Source organism: Paraburkholderia sp. RL17-381-BIF-C, from assembly GCF_046026435.1.
GTDB lineage: Bacteria > Pseudomonadota > Gammaproteobacteria > Burkholderiales > Burkholderiaceae > Paraburkholderia.
This window is the reverse complement of record NZ_JARESX010000018.1, coordinates 1-16,643: the sequence shown is the minus strand read 5'-3', so window position 1 is coordinate 16,643 and position 16,643 is coordinate 1. Positions and strand designations below refer to the sequence as shown.

16 protein-coding genes are annotated in these 16,643 nt (G+C 62.1%); 5 read left to right on the top strand and 11 right to left on the bottom strand.

The genetic code is table 11. The annotated features are described in order from the left end of the window. From yjfF to P0D70_RS13670, 5 genes are all read right to left on the bottom strand, one after another. The gene (gene yjfF, locus P0D70_RS13690; protein ID WP_408184889.1) at positions 1-1,098 is read right to left on the bottom strand and encodes a galactofuranose ABC transporter, permease protein YjfF; all 1,098 of its coding nucleotides are present in this window, start codon (positions 1,096-1,098) and stop codon (positions 1-3) included. Continuing rightward, positions 1,095-2,150, bottom strand: coding sequence for an ABC transporter permease (locus tag P0D70_RS13685; protein ID WP_408184888.1), 1,056 nt, complete (start codon positions 2,148-2,150; stop codon positions 1,095-1,097). The genes yjfF and P0D70_RS13685 overlap by 4 nt, the downstream gene beginning before the upstream one ends. Beyond that, positions 2,147-3,757, bottom strand: a complete 1,611-nt coding sequence (locus tag P0D70_RS13680; protein WP_408184887.1) for a sugar ABC transporter ATP-binding protein — start codon at positions 3,755-3,757, stop codon at positions 2,147-2,149. Before P0D70_RS13680 ends, P0D70_RS13685 begins: the two co-directional genes overlap by 4 nt. 205 nt (positions 3,758-3,962) lie before the next feature. Then, on the bottom strand, positions 3,963-4,949 hold the full coding sequence (locus P0D70_RS13675) for an ABC transporter substrate-binding protein (RefSeq protein WP_091808755.1): 987 nt from the start codon (positions 4,947-4,949) through the stop codon (positions 3,963-3,965). Positions 4,950-5,281: 332 nt separating this feature from the next. Beyond that, entirely contained in the window at positions 5,282-5,893 is a 612-nt protein-coding gene (locus tag P0D70_RS13670) for an alpha-ketoglutarate-dependent dioxygenase AlkB family protein (RefSeq protein WP_408184886.1), read from the bottom strand. A gap of 156 nt (positions 5,894-6,049) precedes the next feature. Here P0D70_RS13670 and P0D70_RS13665 point away from each other — a divergent pair, with 156 nt between their 5' ends. After that, entirely contained in the window at positions 6,050-6,634 is a 585-nt protein-coding gene (locus P0D70_RS13665) for a malonic semialdehyde reductase (protein WP_408184885.1), read from the top strand. Positions 6,635-6,664: 30 nt separating this feature from the next. On the opposite strand, the gene P0D70_RS13660 is transcribed toward P0D70_RS13665, so the two are convergent. Beyond that, positions 6,665-6,994: a hypothetical protein gene (locus P0D70_RS13660; protein WP_408184884.1), complete on the bottom strand. Its 330-nt coding sequence runs from the start codon at positions 6,992-6,994 to the stop codon at positions 6,665-6,667. Between the two features lie 389 nt (positions 6,995-7,383). Between P0D70_RS13660 and P0D70_RS13655 the strand changes: the two genes are divergently transcribed. Continuing rightward, complete coding sequence (locus P0D70_RS13655) at positions 7,384-8,547, top strand: metallophosphoesterase (RefSeq protein ID WP_408184883.1); 1,164 nt, start codon at positions 7,384-7,386, stop codon at positions 8,545-8,547. Positions 8,548-8,554: 7 nt separating this feature from the next. On the opposite strand, the gene P0D70_RS13650 is transcribed toward P0D70_RS13655, so the two are convergent. After that, the gene (locus P0D70_RS13650; RefSeq protein ID WP_408184882.1) at positions 8,555-9,079 is read right to left on the bottom strand and encodes a hypothetical protein; all 525 of its coding nucleotides are present in this window, start codon (positions 9,077-9,079) and stop codon (positions 8,555-8,557) included. Between the two features lie 357 nt (positions 9,080-9,436). Further along, on the bottom strand, positions 9,437-9,625 hold the full coding sequence (locus P0D70_RS13645; protein WP_408184881.1) for a hypothetical protein: 189 nt from the start codon (positions 9,623-9,625) through the stop codon (positions 9,437-9,439). Between the two features lie 158 nt (positions 9,626-9,783). Between P0D70_RS13645 and P0D70_RS13640 the strand changes: the two genes are divergently transcribed. Together P0D70_RS13640 and P0D70_RS13635 are read left to right on the top strand one after the other, a co-directional pair. Next, positions 9,784-10,491 (top strand): MgtC/SapB family protein, encoded by a 708-nt coding sequence (locus tag P0D70_RS13640; RefSeq protein ID WP_408184880.1) that lies wholly within the window; start codon positions 9,784-9,786, stop codon positions 10,489-10,491. A 161-nt stretch (positions 10,492-10,652) separates the two neighbouring features. Beyond that, entirely contained in the window at positions 10,653-10,907 is a 255-nt protein-coding gene (locus tag P0D70_RS13635; protein ID WP_408184879.1) for a GlsB/YeaQ/YmgE family stress response membrane protein, read from the top strand. 75 nt (positions 10,908-10,982) lie between these two features. Here the strand turns inward: P0D70_RS13635 and scpC are convergent, their stop codons facing one another. From scpC to P0D70_RS13620, 3 genes are all read right to left on the bottom strand, one after another. Then, positions 10,983-12,497 (bottom strand): succinyl-CoA:acetate CoA-transferase ScpC, encoded by a 1,515-nt coding sequence (scpC, locus tag P0D70_RS13630; protein ID WP_408184878.1) that lies wholly within the window; start codon positions 12,495-12,497, stop codon positions 10,983-10,985. A gap of 193 nt (positions 12,498-12,690) precedes the next feature. After that, entirely contained in the window at positions 12,691-12,903 is a 213-nt protein-coding gene (locus P0D70_RS13625; RefSeq protein ID WP_408184877.1) for a hypothetical protein, read from the bottom strand. A 298-nt stretch (positions 12,904-13,201) separates the two neighbouring features. After that, positions 13,202-15,367 carry an FUSC family protein gene (locus tag P0D70_RS13620; RefSeq protein WP_408184876.1) on the bottom strand — a complete coding sequence of 722 codons (2,166 nt, stop codon included), beginning with the start codon at positions 15,365-15,367 and terminating at the stop codon, positions 13,202-13,204. 202 nt (positions 15,368-15,569) lie between these two features. Between P0D70_RS13620 and P0D70_RS13615 the strand changes: the two genes are divergently transcribed. Then, positions 15,570-16,565 carry a LysR family transcriptional regulator gene (locus P0D70_RS13615; protein ID WP_091802258.1) on the top strand — a complete coding sequence of 332 codons (996 nt, stop codon included), beginning with the start codon at positions 15,570-15,572 and terminating at the stop codon, positions 16,563-16,565. Positions 16,566-16,643 lie beyond the last annotated feature (78 nt).

Genomic DNA, 16,643 nt, shown 5'->3' with positions numbered 1-16,643 from the left:
TCACGCCTGTTCGGGCGCGCGTCCAATCACATGCGTGTCCGGCGGCGCCGATCCGTCCGCGTGCCCGCGTTCGCGTCCCGCGGTCACGACTGCGCCGGTGCCGCCAGGGCGCCCCACTGATTTCGCGTGACGCTCGATCAGGCGTTGCAACAGGCAGAATGCGCAGAGCAACGCGCCGATCACGATGCGGGTCCACCACGAACTGAGCGTGCCGTCGAAAGTGATCAGCGTCTGGATCGTGCCGAGAATGCCGACGCCGAACAGCGAGCCGATCACATAGCCCACCCCGCCAGTCAGCAGTGTGCCGCCGATCACGGTCGCCGCGATCGCATCGAGTTCCATGCCCTGCCCTTGCAAACCGTAGCCCGACAATACGTAGAACGTGAAGACCGCGCCGCCGAGCGCCGAACAGAAGCCGCTCAGCGCATACACGCCGACGCGTGTGCGCGCGACCGGCAAGCCCATCAGCAAGGCCGAGCGCGCATTGCCACCGATCGCGTACACGTTGCGGCCAAAGCGCGTGAAATGTGCGACGTAGATTGCTGCCAGCAGCGTGACGAACGCAATCAGCACGTTGGCGGTGACCGAGCCGACGCCGATGTCGAGACGAAACGCCGAAATCTTCTGGAACGTCGGGTCGGTGATGGTGATCGACTGCGTCGTGATCAGAAAGCACAGGCCGCGCGCGAAGAACATGCCGGCCAGCGTGACGATGAAAGCCTGCAAGCGGAAGAAGTGGATCAACGCGCCCTGCACCGCGCCGAACACGGTGCCCATCAGCAACACGATCGGCAGGATCGCCCACACGGGCCAATGCATGTGTTCGGAGAGCACCGCCTCGACGATGGTCGTCAGCGCGACGACCGAGCCCACCGACAGGTCGATGCCGCCGGACACGATCACGAACGTCATGCCGATCGCCACGATCAGCAGGAACGCGTTGTCGACCAGCAGATCGAGCAGCACTTGCCACGAGAAGAAGCCGGTGTACATCACCGAGCCGAAGCCGAACAGCGCGCAGAACAGCAGGATCGTGACGGCAATCGGCAGCGTGCGCGGATCGACGATATGAGCCCATGCTTCGAGGATTCGTCTCATCGCGCCGCTCCATGTTGCTTGACGAGCGACCGGCGGACCGACATGCCGAACGACATGGCGAGCGAGCGCGCCGCCGGCGACTGGATCAGGCTCACCGCCAGCACCACGGCCGCCTTGACGACGAGCGTGGCCTCGGGGGGCACGCCGATCGAATAGGTGGTGTAAGTCAGCGTCTGAATGATCAGCGCGCCCAGCACCGTGCCCACGAGGCTGAAGCGGCCGCCTAGCAGCGAGGTGCCGCCGAGCGTCACCGCGAGAATCGCGTCCAGTTCGAGCAGCAGACCGGCATTGTTGCCATCGGCGCTACGCACGTTCGAGCTGATGAGAATGCCCGCCATTGCCGCGGTCAACCCCGAGAAGCCGTACACCGCGAAGACGAGCGCCTTGGACCGCAGACCCACCAGACGCGTGGCGACCGGATTGACGCCGATCGCGCGGATGAAAAGCCCGAGCGCCGTGCCTTCGACGAGCGCGGCGGTGGCCAGCACCGCCACCGCGGCGATCCAGACCGAACACGGCACGCCGAGCCAGTAACCACCGCCCACGAACAGATAGCCCGGCGCGCCGATCGGAATGATCTGCCCTGCTGTCAGCAATTGCGCGACGCCACGCCCGGCGACCATCAGTATCAAGGTGGCGATGATCGGCTGCATGCCGACGAAGGACACCAGCAACCCGTTCCACATGCCGCTCAGCAAACCCGTGATCAACGCAGCCAGCAGCGCCTGCGCAATCAGTCCGGCGGACGCCACCGGCTGGGTCGCCAGAATGGTGGCCGCGGCGGCGCCCGCGATCGCCACCACCGCGCCCACCGAAATGTCGATGCCGCGCGTCGCGATCACCAGTGTCATGCCGGTGGCGACGAGTACCAGCGGCGCGGCGCGATTCAGCACATCGATCGGGGCGCCGAACAGGTGGCCGTCGAGCATGCGCAGCGACAGAAAATGCGGATTGACCCACAGGTTCAGGCCGCACAGCAACAGCAACGTCACGCACGGCCAGATCAACGGACGCTCGGCGCCGTCGCGCGCGATCCAGTTCGAAAGCTTCATTCGCCGCTCCCCGCGATAAGTCGATAGATATTGTCTTCGTTGGAGGCCTGGCCGCTCACTTCGGCGATTTTGCGGCGGTCGCGCAACACCGCCACGCGATGACTGACGCGCAGCACCTCGCTGATCTCCGACGAAATGAACAGGATGCTCAGGCCGCTCGCGCACAGCGCCAGCAGACGATCCATGATGTCGAACTTGGCCGCGATGTCGATGCCGCGCGTGGGTTCGTCCAGTATCAGCAGCTTGGGATCGGTGGCGAGCCAGCGCGCCAGAAGCGCTTTCTGCTGATTGCCGCCGGACAGCAAGCCGATCGGCTGTTCCGCATCCGACGCCTTGATGCCGAGCCGCTCGATCCATAGATCAGCTAGCTCGCGCGCGCGTTGCCGGCTGATCTTGCGCCACCATCCGCGCCTTGCCTGCAACGCCAGCAGGATGTTCTCGCGGATCGACAGCTCGGCGACAATGCCTTCTTTCTTGCGGTCCTCCGCGCAATAGCCGATGCCATGGCGCACCGCGTCGCGTGGCGAACGCAGCCGCACGGGCCGGCCTTCCACCAGCATCGTGCCGCTGTCGGCGCGATCGGCTCCGAACAGGAGCCGCGCGGTTTCCGTGCGGCCCGATCCGAGCAGACCGGCAAGGCCGAGGATTTGCCCCGGCTGCACGTCGAGGTCGATCGGCTGCATCGAGCCGCGCCGTCCGACGCCGCGCAACGCCATGAACGGCTGGCCGGCCTGCGCACCCTGCGGCCCTGCATGGCCGTTGTGGCCGTCGTGGCTTGCTTGCGCCGCTTCGCGCAAACGCGCGCTCATGCGCTCGTGGCCGACCATCCTGGACACAAGCTGATCGGCTGGCAGATCGCGTGCGAGATATTCGCCTTCGCGCTCGCCATTGCGCATTACCGTAATGCGATCGGAAATCGCATACGTCTGCTCGATAAAATGCGTAACGAACAGAATCGCAATGCCAGACTGCTTAAGATGCCGAAGTATTTTGAACAGCTGCGCAACTTCGCTGTCATCGAGGCTCGAGGTCGGCTCGTCGAGGATCAGCACGCGTGCATCGACCGAGAGCGCCCGCGCGATGGCGACCATCTGCTGTACGGCGATCGGATAGGCGTCGAGCGAACGGGTGACGTCGAGCGTCACGTCGAGGCGCGCCAGCGCGGCTTGAGCCCGCCGCTTGATGTCGTTCCAGTCGATCGCGCCAAAGCGCTTCGGCTGCCGGCCCGCAAATATGTTCTCCGCCACCGAGAGGTTCGAGCACAGGTTCACTTCCTGATACAGCGTGCGGATGCCGGCCGCTTCGGCCTCCTGCGGCGAGGCAAACGCCACCACCTCGCCACCGAGGCGGATAGTGCCGGCCTCGGGCGCGACCACGCCCGTGAGCACGTTGATCAAAGTGGATTTGCCGGCGCCGTTCTGTCCCATCAGTGTGTGAATCTCGCCGGGGAACAGGCGGAAATCGACGCTCTGCAACGCCTTCACGCCCGGGAATGTCTTGCTGACGCCGGCGGTGGCGAGAACGGGTTCGAGTGCGCTCGCGGCGCCGCCGGGCTGGGTAGCGGCGGCGCCAGCCAGCGGCTTTGAACTGGAAGGGTGATGCGTCATAGGCCTCGCTCGATCGGCGGTGCGTGGTTCGGCGGCCTCCAGCGTAGCTGCGCGCAAAAGAGGCCGTCCGCTGCCCAAGCAGTCGGACGGCCAGGCACCGCTGGAGAAACCTTTTTCGATCTGTCGGTACGGCGCTTCCCGGCTGCGCCTTCGTCTACGCGGCCGGGCACGCTTGTCACAATCAGGAAGCCTGATTTACTTAATGTCAGTATTTACGTGTTGGCAGCGTTTGCGCAGCGACGCTCATCGGGAACACTGTCTCTTCTGTCAGGATACGCTTGGGCAGCGGCTTGCCGGCCACCACATCCTTCACCGCCGACATCAATTGCGGTCCCAGCAACGGACTGCACTCCACGTCCACGTTCATCTTGCCGGCGGCCATAGCCTGGAAGCCGCCTTTGGTGGCGTCGAACGAAACGATGGTGATGTCCTTGCCCGGATGCATGCCGGCCTCTTCCATCGCCTGGATGGCGCCTAGCGCCATATCGTCGTTATGCGCATAGACCACATTGATTTTATTTCCATAGGTCTTGATGAACGCCTCCATGACCTGCTTGCCGCCGGCGAGCGTGAAGTCTCCGCTTTGCGAGGCGATGATCTTGAACTTGGGATCGTTTTTGATGACTTCCAGCAGACCGGAGTGCCGATCGTTGGCTGGCGCCGATCCGACGGTGCCCTGGAGTTCGGCGATGTTGATGGGGCCCTGCTCGCTCTTATAGTGATCCGCGAGCCAGTGACCGCCGCGCCGTCCTTCTTCCAGGAAGTCGGATCCGATCATGGTGACGTACAGCGAGGTGTCTTTCACGTCGACGTTGCGGTCGGTGAGGATCACCGGAATCTTTGCGGCTTTAGCCTCGCGCAGAACCGGCTCCCAGCCCGACTCGACCACCGGTGAAAAGGCGATCACGTCGACTTTCTGCGCGATATAGGAGCGAATCGCCTTGATCTGGTTTTCCTGCTTTTGCTGCGCGTCGGAGAATTTGAGCTTGATCTTCGCGTCCGCCGCCGCGGACTTGACCGACTCGGTATTGGCGGTTCGCCACGCGCTTTCCGCGCCGACCTGGGCAAAGCCGAGGGTAATCTGTTTGTCTTGCGCGTAAGCGCCCGGCGCGGCCAGCGTCAGCGCGCCAAAACCCGCGCAGAGTGCGAGTGCGCTCAACGCACGACATGCTGCGCGTCGTGAATTCGCCATGACTGTCTCCTGATCGTTGTTATTCAAGCGATCCATCTCACCCGTCCAGCCATTGCGGCCCTCACGGTGCGTGGATCGTGATGTAGCGTAGTGTGCGGGGCGTTAACCGTCCAATCAAATGATTCGCGTCAGTGATATCGATTTTGGTATAGACCGCGATGTCGGTGGGAGCGCGGCGCCTGGGCGAGATTTGGGCGTCGTTTGGCTGATGGCGGCTGGCGTGGAATCCGCTCTGTGCTTTTTTATGTGCTTACGTGGGTGATGCTTCTTTGGGGCTGGCGCCTGTCCCAAACTGCCGCTGGTTCAGATTGGCGCCCCCATCGACCGGCGATTCACCGCCCCTCCCTGCGCGGCGTCACCCATCGGAAAGTCAGATTGATCCGCTCGCCCGCTACGCGCGGCTCCTTCGGCACCCGGTGCCGCCAATCCGCCTGCGTATTGCCCTTCATCACCAGCAAGCTGCCGCCCTTGAGCGAAAAAGACTGCACGACGCCGGTCTTGTTATGCCGCAGGTCGAACGTGCGCGCGACGCCCAGGCTTACCGACGCAATCACCGGCTGAGCGCCGAGTTCGGGCTCGCGGTCGGCATGCCAGCCCATGCTGTCGGTGCCGCTGCGATAGCGGTTGATCAATACGCTATTAAAACGCGCGTCGCAAACCGACTCCGCGGCGGCCTTCAGTTCGGCAACCGTCGGCGTCCATGGTTGCGGCACGTTGCGAATTCCCGAGTAAACGTAGACGGCGTCGGGTTCGCCTTGCCACGCAGTCAGCCGCGGCAGCGGCACGCGGCCGGCGGGCGTGCCCATCATGTCCTGGCGCCATTCGACTTCTTCGACGAGTCGCGTCAAGGCGTGCGCCGCGTCCGCGGGCGGCAGCCAATCGGGATACCAGTCGACGTCGGGCGTCGGCAAAGCATCGCAAGAATGCGCGAAAAGATCCGTCATGAGATTGCCTGGTATGATCGAGCGCTCAAAGCGCGAGCGGTTGAAAACCTTGGCTATTATGGCGACAACCAGGACGACGCTCACGCGCGCCACTTGCGCTTCCATTCGTGACCGTCGTATTCATTCCCTAGCCGCAACCTTCAAAGGACCCCCAACATGATTCTCTCCGACCAGGCGCTCGATCAGCTTTTTCGCGAAGCGCGCACGCATAACGGCTGGCAGGCGAAACCCGTCGAGGACGCCCTGCTCGAACAACTCATCGAACTCGTCCTGCTCGGCCCGACCTCGGCCAATTCGAGCCCGGGCCGCTTTGTCTTCGTCAAAACGCAGGAAGGCAAGGAGAAGCTGCGTCCGGCTTTGTCTGCAGGCAATCTCGAGAAGACGATGGCAGCGCCGGTCACGGTGATCGTCGGGATGGACATGGCGTTTTACGAGCATCTGCCGAAGCTGTTTCCGCACGCCGACGCGCGCAGCTGGTTCGCGGGTAACGACAAGGCGATCGCCGATACGGCATTTCGCAATTCGACGCTGCAGGGTGGCTACCTGATTCTCGCCGCCCGCGCGCTAGGCCTGGACACGGGTCCCATGTCGGGTTTCGACACCGCCAAGGTCGACGAAGCTTTCTTCGCCGGCACGACCGTGAAGTCGAACTTCCTGATCAATCTCGGCTACGGCGACGCGTCGAAGCTGTTTCCGCGCAGCCCGCGCTTCGCTTTCGACGAAGCCGCGCGGATCGTCTGACGTACGGCGCCGGGGCGCCGTTGAGCAGGGTCAACGGAGGAGCGCCACGTAAAACACCACGGCGCCGATCAGCGCGCCGATGAAGCAGAAGCCCTCTTCGGCGTCGTCACCGTTTGACCTGACCCATGCCCCGACGACGCCAAACAATCCCGCGATACCGAGGGCAACGCAGAGCATGACGACATCGAATAGCGCGCTCTTGCCCAACTCGGAAAAGTCGATATCGCGCACGCCGAAGTACAAGCCGATCGCCATCACCGATATGACCACGAGCGGCAGCATGACATGGCTCCCCTCGCGTCCGACGTGATGCGCGTGGTGCGCATGGCGGAACGGGTTGCCTGATCTGAGCAGCTTCATGTGCGCCTCCTGCCTCGCCCTCTACCGGCGACAAAACGAACCGCTACTGGTCTGCGTGGCCTTCGTGCTGGCCCTTGCTTTTGCTTTGATCCAAGCCGGCTCTATTTCAGGATAGCTCACGCCCGAGCACAATTCAAAGCCCATTTAATTGCGTCGCATTAGCCGGCTGGACGGGTCAAACACGACCGCGGCAATGGTGCATTGCAGTACCTTCCAGGCACTTTCGGATGTAGGCGGCGTGTCACCCTGCGACCAAAATTGGCGCCCTCGGCACGCGATTACACATCTCGGTAGAATGGGTCGGCTCGTTCCATTACTGCATTGCCGCAGCGGACGAGTAGCCGCCGCTCCTATGCTCGTGCCGGCCCCTTCCCGCCTTGATCCTCTCTATGCGCCGCTCATCGTTTCTTGTTCGCATCATTCTGATTGGCATCCTGCTGCACATCTACGTCGGCTTGCGTCTGATTCCGGACATGCCGATCGATACCGCCGGCCGTTGGCTGTGTGCGCTGTGGCTCGTGCTGTCGATCTTTATCATTCCGCTCGGCATGCTGGCGCGCACCATCAAACAACAGCCGCTCAGCGACCGGCTCGCGTGGGTCGGTCTGCTGGCCATGGGCTTCTTCTCGTCACTGCTGGTTCTGACTTTCGTACGGGACCTCGCGCTCGCCTCACTGCTGACCGTCGACGCAATCTGGCCGAGCACCATCGCGATCGCGCACTGGCGTACCGGTTCAGCAGCGGCTGTGCCGGTGCTCGCGCTGCTCTCCACGCTTGTCGGCCTGTTCAACGCTCGCCGTCGCGCCAAGGTCGTAACGATCGAAGTGCCGATCGACGATTTACCCGCCGCGCTCGACGGCTTCACGATCGTGCAGATCAGCGACATTCACGTTGGCCCGACCATTAAAGGCCGCTATGTGGACGCAATCGTCGACGCGGTGAATCGCCTCAAGCCGGATCTGATCGCAGTCACCGGCGATATCGTGGACGGCAGCGTACCGCAACTGACCCGACACACGCAGCCGTTGTCACGGTTGAGCGCGCGCCACGGCGCTTTTCTCGTGACCGGCAATCACGAGTATTACGCCGGCGCCAACGCCTGGATCGACGAATTCCGGCGCCTGGGACTGAATGTCCTGCTGAACGAGCACGTGATCGTGGACCACGACGGCGCACGCGCCGTGATCGCCGGCGTGACCGATTTTTCAGCGGGCCATCACGACCCGTTGCACCGCAGCGATCCGGTCGCGGCGCTCGCCGGCGCGCCTGGCGACGTGCTGATCAAGGTACTGCTCGCCCACCAGCCGCGCTCTGCCGAGGCCGCAGCAGCGGCCGGTTTCACGTTGCAACTCTCCGGGCACACGCATGGTGGCCAGTTCTTCCCGTGGAACTTCTTCGTGCGGTTTCAGCAGCCGTTCACCGCCGGTCTGGCGCGACTGAACGGACTCTGGGTCTACACGAGCCGGGGCACAGGCTACTGGGGGCCGCCGAAGCGTTTGGGCGCGCCTTCCGAAATCACGCGCCTGCGCCTCGTGCCCGGCGAGCCCGATTGAGGCACCGTTACTGCGTGGGCGCCACAGCCACGCTGACTTGCGGCGCGAACGCCACGACCACTTGCATGCCGGGCGTCACACCCGCGGTCTTTGCCGGGTCGCGGCCCTGTATATGGAACACCGACCCGTCCGCGCCTTTCAGCGCCATGATGCCGGAAGCATGGTCAATGGCCTCGACTCGGGCTGTCACGCTCTGAATCGCGTTCGACTGCCCAAACTGGGCCGCCGTGCTTTGCCCGTCCGCACTGCGCGTGACGCTTATCACCGCACTGCGCATCATGCGGATGTGAACCTTGCCGCCTTGCTTGATCTGCCCAAGACTGCGCGTATCGGTAACGTTGAACGACGCTTCGCCGCCCTGCGCGTCGAGTACCGTGACCGAATGGTTTGCCTGATCGACCGCCTTCACGATGCCATCTGCCTGCAGCGTGCTGCTACCTTCAAACGGCGCCGGCAAAGCCGTGGCGAACGATACGAGCGGAGCAACTGCGATCAACACGCCGGCAATGACACCAAGAGCTTTAACTTTCATACATTCCTCAATTCGGATGGGCGGCGGAAACGGCAAGAAGCGGTAGGAAGCGGCAAGCAGCGGCAAGAACCCGCCACGTGGTGCGCATCCCGGCGCAACGACATCTGGCCAATGCGTAAGCGGAACCGCCGGAAATAAAAACGCGGATCAAACGCCAAGGCCCGCACGAAGTGCCCGCGTTATGCAGACAGTGTGTTTTCCGGGATGGATACCGTCAACATTCGGAGTCCGTATTTGTGTGGGAATAGGCCTCCGATTTGCACGGAAACTTCCCAAAACATTCAGCGCAACTCATTCGTCGCCTCGCCTCATCGTGGCTTGACTTAATTTTGCAGAGGCGCCTAAAATCCGCCCAGTTCACTTATCCGGAAATACGATCTTGGACAGTAGCAGTAGTACCCGTCGAGCTTCGATTCGCCCGATCGCCTGATCGGCAAGATTTCCGCGCCAGCCTTTGCCTGTCGCCGTCTTGCCTACGGGCTGACGGTGCACGTCGTTGATTCCCTTACCCACTTGTTGCAAGTCAAGTTGCAGTGAGATCCGCATGGCTGAACGCCGTGCCGGCCATCCTTGCCTTTGAGCGTCGCGACGCTTTGCTCGCGCGCTGCGTCACGACTGCTCGCGCCTGTCCCATCGGGACGGACGCGCGGGTGTCACGCGCAAGGTTCACACTGTGCGAACTCGCGCCTCACCCTTGCAGACCGATGACAATTGAATTCCTCTTGCGGCTTCTCGCCGCCTTCGCCTGTGGCGTGGCGATCGGCCTCGAACGGCAGATGCGTCAGCGCAATGCCGGCTTGCGCACCATCACGCTGGTCGCAAGCGGCGCGTGCCTGTTCGTTACGCTCGGCGTGCTGACCGGCAACGGCACGACCGGCATCACCCAGATCGCCGCATACGTGGTCTCCGGCGTCGGCTTTCTCGGCGGCGGCGTGATCATGCGCGACAAGGGTTCCATTCAGGGAATCAACACCGCGGCGACCTTGTGGTGCTCTGCGGCGGTGGGTGTTTTGTGCGGCGCCGGTCATTACGGGCCGGCGCTGGCCGGCACCCTGGTCGTACTGCTGACCAACACCGTGCTGCGTGAAGTCAGCCGAATGATCAACGCGACGCCGGTATCGAACGCCGACCTCGTGCGCGAATACGTGCTGACGATTGTCTGCCGCGAGGCCGACGAGATTCACATTCGTACCGCCGTCTCCAACTCCATGTATTCGACGCCGCTGTCGTTTCAAAGCCTGACGAGCGAAGACGTCGAAAACGACCCTGGACGCATTCGTGTGACGGCAACGCTAAAGATGCATCCCAAAGATCAGTCGAAGCTCGAACAGATGGCCAGCCGCATCAGCATGGAAAAGAGTGTCTCCAGCGTGAGTTGGACCGCCAGAGAAGCGGAGCCGACGCCTGAGTAAGCATAGGGCGTAAGTTCCCCATATTCGCGTGCATCGTCTACACTTAGCTTGCAATAGATTTAGACAATGTTAATTCCGCGTCCTGAATATGGACTGTCCCATAACCTTCGACTAAGCTCTGACACCGTGAATTTTTCACATTCAACCATGGAGTCTCGATTATGGAACACGGCATCATTGCATGGCTCATCATCGGCGCGATCGCCGGCTGGCTGGCAGGTGTGCTCGTCAAGGGCGGCGGCTTCGGCCTGATCGTCGACATCATTGTCGGGATTGTCGGCGCGTTCATCGGCGGCTGGCTCGCCGGCGTGCTGCATATTTCGCTCGGCGGCGGCTGGATCGGCTCGATCATCACCGCGGTCATCGGCGCGGTCGTTCTATTGTTTCTTATCCGCCTCATCCGGCGAGGTACCTGAGCGCCGCATGAGAAGTCTCACGGCGTCAGGGGCGAAAGCCACCTGACGCCGGTTTGACGTTAAACCCGTCCGACTTTAAAGCCCCGCTTCCTGCGCCGGCAACATCGAACCGGTATCACGCAGCCGCGTGTGCAAGGCGAAGGCCTGATCCAACTGATGCGGCGTTTGCCCGCCGCCCTTCAATGCTTCCCGATAGTAGTCGCGCAACAGATCGCGATACAGCGGATGCACGCAATTTTCGATGATCAACGTGGCGCGTTCCCGCGGGGCGAGTCCGCGCAAATCGGCGAGTCCCTGCTCCGTCACGACCACGTCCACGTCGTGCTCGTTGTGATCGCAATGCGGCACCATCGGCACGATGCTCGAAATGCGACCGCCCTTGGCCATCGACTTGGTCGCGAAGATCGCGCACGACGCATTGCGCGCGAAATCGCCCGACCCGCCGATACCGTTCATCATGTGCGTGCCGCCCACGTGGGTCGAATTCACGTTGCCGTAAATGTCGAATTCCAGCGCGGTATTCAACGCAATCAGACCGAGCCGGCGAATAACTTCCGGATGGTTGCTGACTTCTTGCGGACGCAACACCAGACGATCGCGATAGCGTTCGAGTTCGCCGAACACCTGCGCCTGGCGCGTGGCCGACAACGTAATCGACGCGCCGGAGGCGAACGTTACCTTACCCGCGTCCATCAGGTCGAAGGTCGAATCCTGCAGCACTTCTGAGTAAATTTCGAAGGCTTCGAAAGGCGAATCGACAAAGCCGGCCAGCACGGCATTGGCGATCGTGCCGATGCCCGCTTGCAACGGCGGCAACTGCCGGGGCATGCGCCCGTGCGCCACTTCGTGCTGGAAAAACTCGATCAGATGACCGGCGATCAACTGTGTTTCGGCATCCGCCGGCAGCACCGTGGACGAACTGTCAGGCATATCGGTGATGACGATCGCCGCGATCTTCTCAGGCGGGATCTCGATCGCTTTGGTGCCGACGCGATCTTGCGGACGGACGATCGGCAGCGGCTCACGGTGCGGCCTGCGGCCCGGAATCCAGATGTCGTGCAGTCCCTCGAGCGCGAGCGACTGAGCCAGATTGATTTCGACGATGACCTTGTCGGCAAGAATCGCAAAGCTGGCCGAATTGCCTACCGACGTAGTCGGCACAATGCCGCCGGTCTCGGTGATCGCGACGGCTTCGATAATGGCGATGTCGAGTTTGCCGAGCTGGTTCGCGCGCAGCATCTCGACGGTTTCAGACAGATGCTGATCGACGAACATGACCTCGCCGCGATTGATGGCGTCACGAAGCGTCTTGTCCACCTGGAACGGCAAGCGCCGAGCCAGCACGTGCGCCTCGGTGAGCATGCGATCCACATCGTGACCGAGCGAGGCACCGGTCATCAACGTAATGCGCAGCGGCTTGCCTTCCTGACGCGCGCGCTCGGCAAGCGCAACAGGAACGGCTTTGGCATCGCCCGCGCGGGTAAAACCGCTCGCGCCGACGCGCATGCCGTCCTGAATCAGGAGCGCCGCTTCGGCGGCTGAAGTGATTTTTCCGCGCAGCGAGGCGCAGCGAATCCGGTCTTGGTACATGAAACTCAGTCTCTCCATAATCACCAGTCCGGCCTACCGATGCGCACGTCTGCGGTGTGCTTCACTCAATAGCCGGATTGTCACCCCCGCCGCGGCGTCACGACAGGACGGCGTCGCGGCCGGGGAGTTCGTCGCGCGTCAGATGGTCGCGACAGGTCTTGCACGTATTTCAAGGGCGATGCGCGACGCTGCCTCAGCTGCCGAAGTAGATGTTGCAGAAGCTCACAGGCCCGACGCACTCTTCAGCTTTGGCTGCCGGTGCAGCGGCACGGCCTCGCGTATCCGCGTTCGCGTCGTGCTGCGCAGTGGCTTGCGTGGTCTGTTGCGGGGCGGCGGGAGCCGTTTGAGCCTGAGCGACGACAGCAGACAAAGAGCAGGCGATCAGGGCGATTTTCAACACTTTCATTTCTCTCTCCAGGACTTACGATTACTGCGAGGCAGTGATGAAACTATATGGTTACCATCCACGCAGATAAACGGGGCCGCCCGGAAGTGATCTTTCCATCCTGAAGAAGGATCGGCGTATAGGGTGGATCGTGGCGTGTGCGAGTGACGGCGGTGAATCGAGGCTTATAAGTTGAGCGACAGGATTCGGGCGACAGGATTTTGGCCACTGGATTCAAGCCACTTGATTCGGGCCACCTGGTTCAGGTCACATGCTTCATGTCGACATAACTGAAGCCACATGACTCCGCGCCCATCACTCAACGCACATTGAACGGTGCGTCCTTGTCGAGCAACGCAGTGCGGATAAAGTGCAGGCAACTCAAAATGCGCTGCAGGTCGTGACGCTTGTCGCGCTCGGCATGAACCGTTTGCAGCACATCCTGCGCAATCCGCGCGGCCGAGTTCACGGACGCCAGCGCGCGTTCGAGACTCCGCGCATCGGGCCGCTCGAAGAGCCGCGCGAGGTCGTCGCGCGTGTGCTCGACGGCGCTGCCCCAACGCGGATGCAGTGCGTGCGCATACTCCGCGCGGACCGCTTCGTTGCGCAGATCGATCACGGCGTGGCCCACTTCAAGCGTCGCGAGCATCCAGCGCAAAGCATCGCGGCGACGCCGGGAGCGTCGCGCCAATAGCACGCGCAACTGGGAAGTCAGATCGTGTGTGCTCGACTGAAAGCGTTGATTGAGTCCCGGCAGTTCGTCCTTGCATGCAGACACGACTTGCGCGCGCAGGTCACCCATGATTTTCGCGATGAGCCAGGGCATGTCAGCCGGGAAAACGATCGCGAACACAAGCGCCGCCAGCAACAGCGACGCGATAAGCGCAATGCCATTGTTGATCAGCAGATCCGGCGCGTAAGCGACGACGTTGTCGGGCCCGGCGAGCAGGCAAAAAAACACCGAGAAACCGATCCCATATCCCGCCGCGAGTTTGCGCGTGGCGACGAATGCACCGAGCGCGAGCACCGGCGCAAGCGTGATGCACAGGAGCGGAAAGCCATCGATGTTGGGATACACGTAGCAGGTGAACAGATAACCGGTCATGGTCGCCAGCACGGCGCCGACGGCCATCTGTACTGCCATCTTTGAAGGGTTCGGCGCGGTCGATGTCAGCGCGCACGCCAGTGCCGCGCCGATCACGGCCAGGCCTCCGCTCGGCCAGTCTGTCGCGATCCAGAACCAGCTTGCGATCGCTATGACCACGGCCGAGCGGATAAATGTCATCGCGACGACAAAGCTGTTGGTTTTGCTCACGTAACGGCTGGTGGCTTGCGGCAGACCTGCCTGTTTGCGCCGCGTCAGCGACGCGTAGGTCCCCGAGTAGCGGATCCATTCGTCGACGAACCGGTACAGCAGTTCCGCAGCAGTATCGAAGTCCGCAAGCGATTCCGCAGGCGAAGCTTCCAGCGGCCTTCTCGTTTCGCGCACGCGCCGCGGCAAGCTCGCCTGAAAGTGCTGCAAACGGGTTGCCATGCGCGATGCGTCGACGGTCGCCTCGGGCGGCTGCGCCATGAGCGCAGCCAATTCGTGGAGGTACGGCTTGATCGCCGTGGCGATCGCCATCGAACCATTTACACGCAGACGCTTGAGCAGCTGATGCAGCGCATGCAGCCGCGCGCAGGCATCCATAAACTCGCTGTTCAGACGGCCGAGATGCTGGCTGCGGGAACGCATGGCCGGATCTTCGAAGGCGGCAAACGTGCGCGTCGCCTCGAAACCGACGATCTCATCGACGAGATTCGCAAAGCGTCGCTCGAATTGACCACGCTCAAGGCCGCGAACCAGCACGTCGGCGGCGAACGCAGTAAAATTTCTGTATCGAGACTGTAGTGTGTGCCGCAGCGCAAGGCTCGATCGTTGTGGCACGATCAGCGCGCTCACCGCGCTCGAAGACACGATGCCGACCGCCACTTCCGCCGCGCGCGTAAGCGCCGCCAGAAACAGGTCATGAGGCGCCGTGACATTCGGGATGCCGATCAGCGCAGCGGTGTAACCTGCAAGCACAAAGCCGTACCACCTGAAATGCCGAAACCGGACCGCTGCCGCAATGCAGGCGCTGACCCAGCAAATCATGCCGATCATGTACAACTCGGGCTGCTGGACGAACAATGCACCCAGCACGAGCGCGGCGGCTGTGCCCACCGCAGTCCCGAGAATTCGGTAGAAACTCTTGGCGAGCACCATTCCGCTGAACGGCTGCATCAGGACGAACACCGTAGTCATCGCAATGCGCGGTTGCGGCAGATCCAGCAGCATCGCAATGCCCAGCGCCAGCAGACCAGCGGTGACCGTTTTCAGCAGATGCAGCCAGACCAGGCCATCGCTATTAGCCCAATCCAGAACGACTGGACTGAGCGATCGCAACATGACGCTCCACTGCCGGACGGAATCGGCCGTCGGCCTGATCGCATGTTCGCGTTTCATTTGAAAGCAATACACCTCGGTTGGTCGCGGAAAGAAGCACCGGAGAACACTGTTGCTCACTCCGGCACGCAAGGCGCCGATTGTAGGAGCATGCTACGCGCGCATTAAGGGGACCGAGGCGGAACGTTCCTTCCAAAACGAACAACAATGCGCATCCGAGACAGGCGGACAATATGGCCTCTGCCGTGAAATAGAAGGATCGATGGATACGTTACAAAATATGCGAGTGTTCGTGCGCGTGGTCGAAGCCGGTAGTTTCACCGGCGCCGCGCAGTCGCTCAATTCAACGACTGGCGCGATGTCTCGCGCGGTTTCGGAGCTCGAAGCTCATTTGCGGACTCGGTTGCTGAACCGTTCCACGCGACGGCTCGCGCTTACCACCGCAGGCGAACGTTATCTGAAACGATGTCAGCAGATACTTGCAGATGTCGGCACCGCGGAAGAAGAAGCCAGTTGCGCGCACGAGCGCCCCACCGGCGCTTTGCGGATGCATAGCTTTGCCAGCATTGGTCAGCATTATGTGCTGCCGGCTATTTCGCGCTATCGCGCGCTGTATCCCGAGGTGACTGTCGAACTGACGATGTCGCAGCGCATGCCCGATCTTTTCGAAGGCAGTGCCGATGTCGCGGTGATCCTCGCTTCCACGTTGCCTAATTCAGATCTCGTGTCGCTTCCGTTGGGAACGACCTTCAGCATCTTGTGCGCTTCGCCGGCGTACGTGCGCACTCATGGCGCGCCGCAGAAACCAGCCGAACTGGCGCATCATGAGTGTTTGATTCTGCACACTCCGGCGTTTCCGCCGCACGATTGGGTGCTCGACGGGCCGAATGGCTGCGAAACGATGGAGGTGAATGGGCCGGTGCACGTGAACATCGCCGAGTCGCTGATTGTTGCGATTCGTGAAGGGATGGGCATTGGCATGGTGCCGCTGTACGCCGCGATTTCAGGTTTGCGTGATGGAACGTTGGTGCGCGTGTTGCCGGAATATACAGCGCAGAAGATGAATATTTACGCACTGTACCCGTCGCGTAAGTTCATCGACGCTAAGACACGGACTTGGGTCGAATTCTTGCGTACGCATCTGCCCAAAGTCATTGCACGCGATGAGGCGTTGCTTGCAGAAGTCGACAAAGCACAGATGAGCGATGGCACGGTGCCTGTGGGTGCGAGCAGCGGCGGGGATGTCGTGCCGCAGTGAAGCAGCGGTGATGTTGAGAGCGCCGCTGGCTGTGCCGGGGGCGGCTGCGGCGCGGGTGAGCCGCGCAGGTGTGGAGGT

What these genes read in the sequence shown, in the direction of transcription:
- P0D70_RS13655 (WP_408184883.1), top strand. Translation starts at nt 7,384, where the DNA reads ATGCGCCGCTCATCGTTTCTTGTTCGCATCATTCTGATTGGCATCCTG.
- P0D70_RS13635 (WP_408184879.1), top strand. Translation starts at nt 10,653, where the DNA reads ATGGAACACGGCATCATTGCATGGCTCATCATCGGCGCGATCGCCGGC.
- P0D70_RS13620 (WP_408184876.1), bottom strand. Translation starts at nt 15,367, where the DNA reads ATGAAACGCGAACATGCGATCAGGCCGACGGCCGATTCCGTCCGGCAG.
- scpC (WP_408184878.1), bottom strand. Translation starts at nt 12,497, where the DNA reads ATGTACCAAGACCGGATTCGCTGCGCCTCGCTGCGCGGAAAAATCACT.
- P0D70_RS13640 (WP_408184880.1), top strand. Translation starts at nt 9,784, where the DNA reads ATGACAATTGAATTCCTCTTGCGGCTTCTCGCCGCCTTCGCCTGTGGC.
- P0D70_RS13685 (WP_408184888.1), bottom strand. Translation starts at nt 2,150, where the DNA reads ATGAAGCTTTCGAACTGGATCGCGCGCGACGGCGCCGAGCGTCCGTTG.
- P0D70_RS13645 (WP_408184881.1), bottom strand. Translation starts at nt 9,625, where the DNA reads ATGCGGATCTCACTGCAACTTGACTTGCAACAAGTGGGTAAGGGAATC.
- P0D70_RS13615 (WP_091802258.1), top strand. Translation starts at nt 15,570, where the DNA reads ATGGATACGTTACAAAATATGCGAGTGTTCGTGCGCGTGGTCGAAGCC.
- P0D70_RS13625 (WP_408184877.1), bottom strand. Translation starts at nt 12,903, where the DNA reads ATGAAAGTGTTGAAAATCGCCCTGATCGCCTGCTCTTTGTCTGCTGTC.
- P0D70_RS13670 (WP_408184886.1), bottom strand. Translation starts at nt 5,893, where the DNA reads ATGACGGATCTTTTCGCGCATTCTTGCGATGCTTTGCCGACGCCCGAC.
- P0D70_RS13680 (WP_408184887.1), bottom strand. Translation starts at nt 3,757, where the DNA reads ATGACGCATCACCCTTCCAGTTCAAAGCCGCTGGCTGGCGCCGCCGCT.
- P0D70_RS13675 (WP_091808755.1), bottom strand. Translation starts at nt 4,949, where the DNA reads ATGGCGAATTCACGACGCGCAGCATGTCGTGCGTTGAGCGCACTCGCA.
- P0D70_RS13650 (WP_408184882.1), bottom strand. Translation starts at nt 9,079, where the DNA reads ATGAAAGTTAAAGCTCTTGGTGTCATTGCCGGCGTGTTGATCGCAGTT.
- P0D70_RS13660 (WP_408184884.1), bottom strand. Translation starts at nt 6,994, where the DNA reads ATGAAGCTGCTCAGATCAGGCAACCCGTTCCGCCATGCGCACCACGCG.
- yjfF (WP_408184889.1), bottom strand. Translation starts at nt 1,098, where the DNA reads ATGAGACGAATCCTCGAAGCATGGGCTCATATCGTCGATCCGCGCACG.
- P0D70_RS13665 (WP_408184885.1), top strand. Translation starts at nt 6,050, where the DNA reads ATGATTCTCTCCGACCAGGCGCTCGATCAGCTTTTTCGCGAAGCGCGC.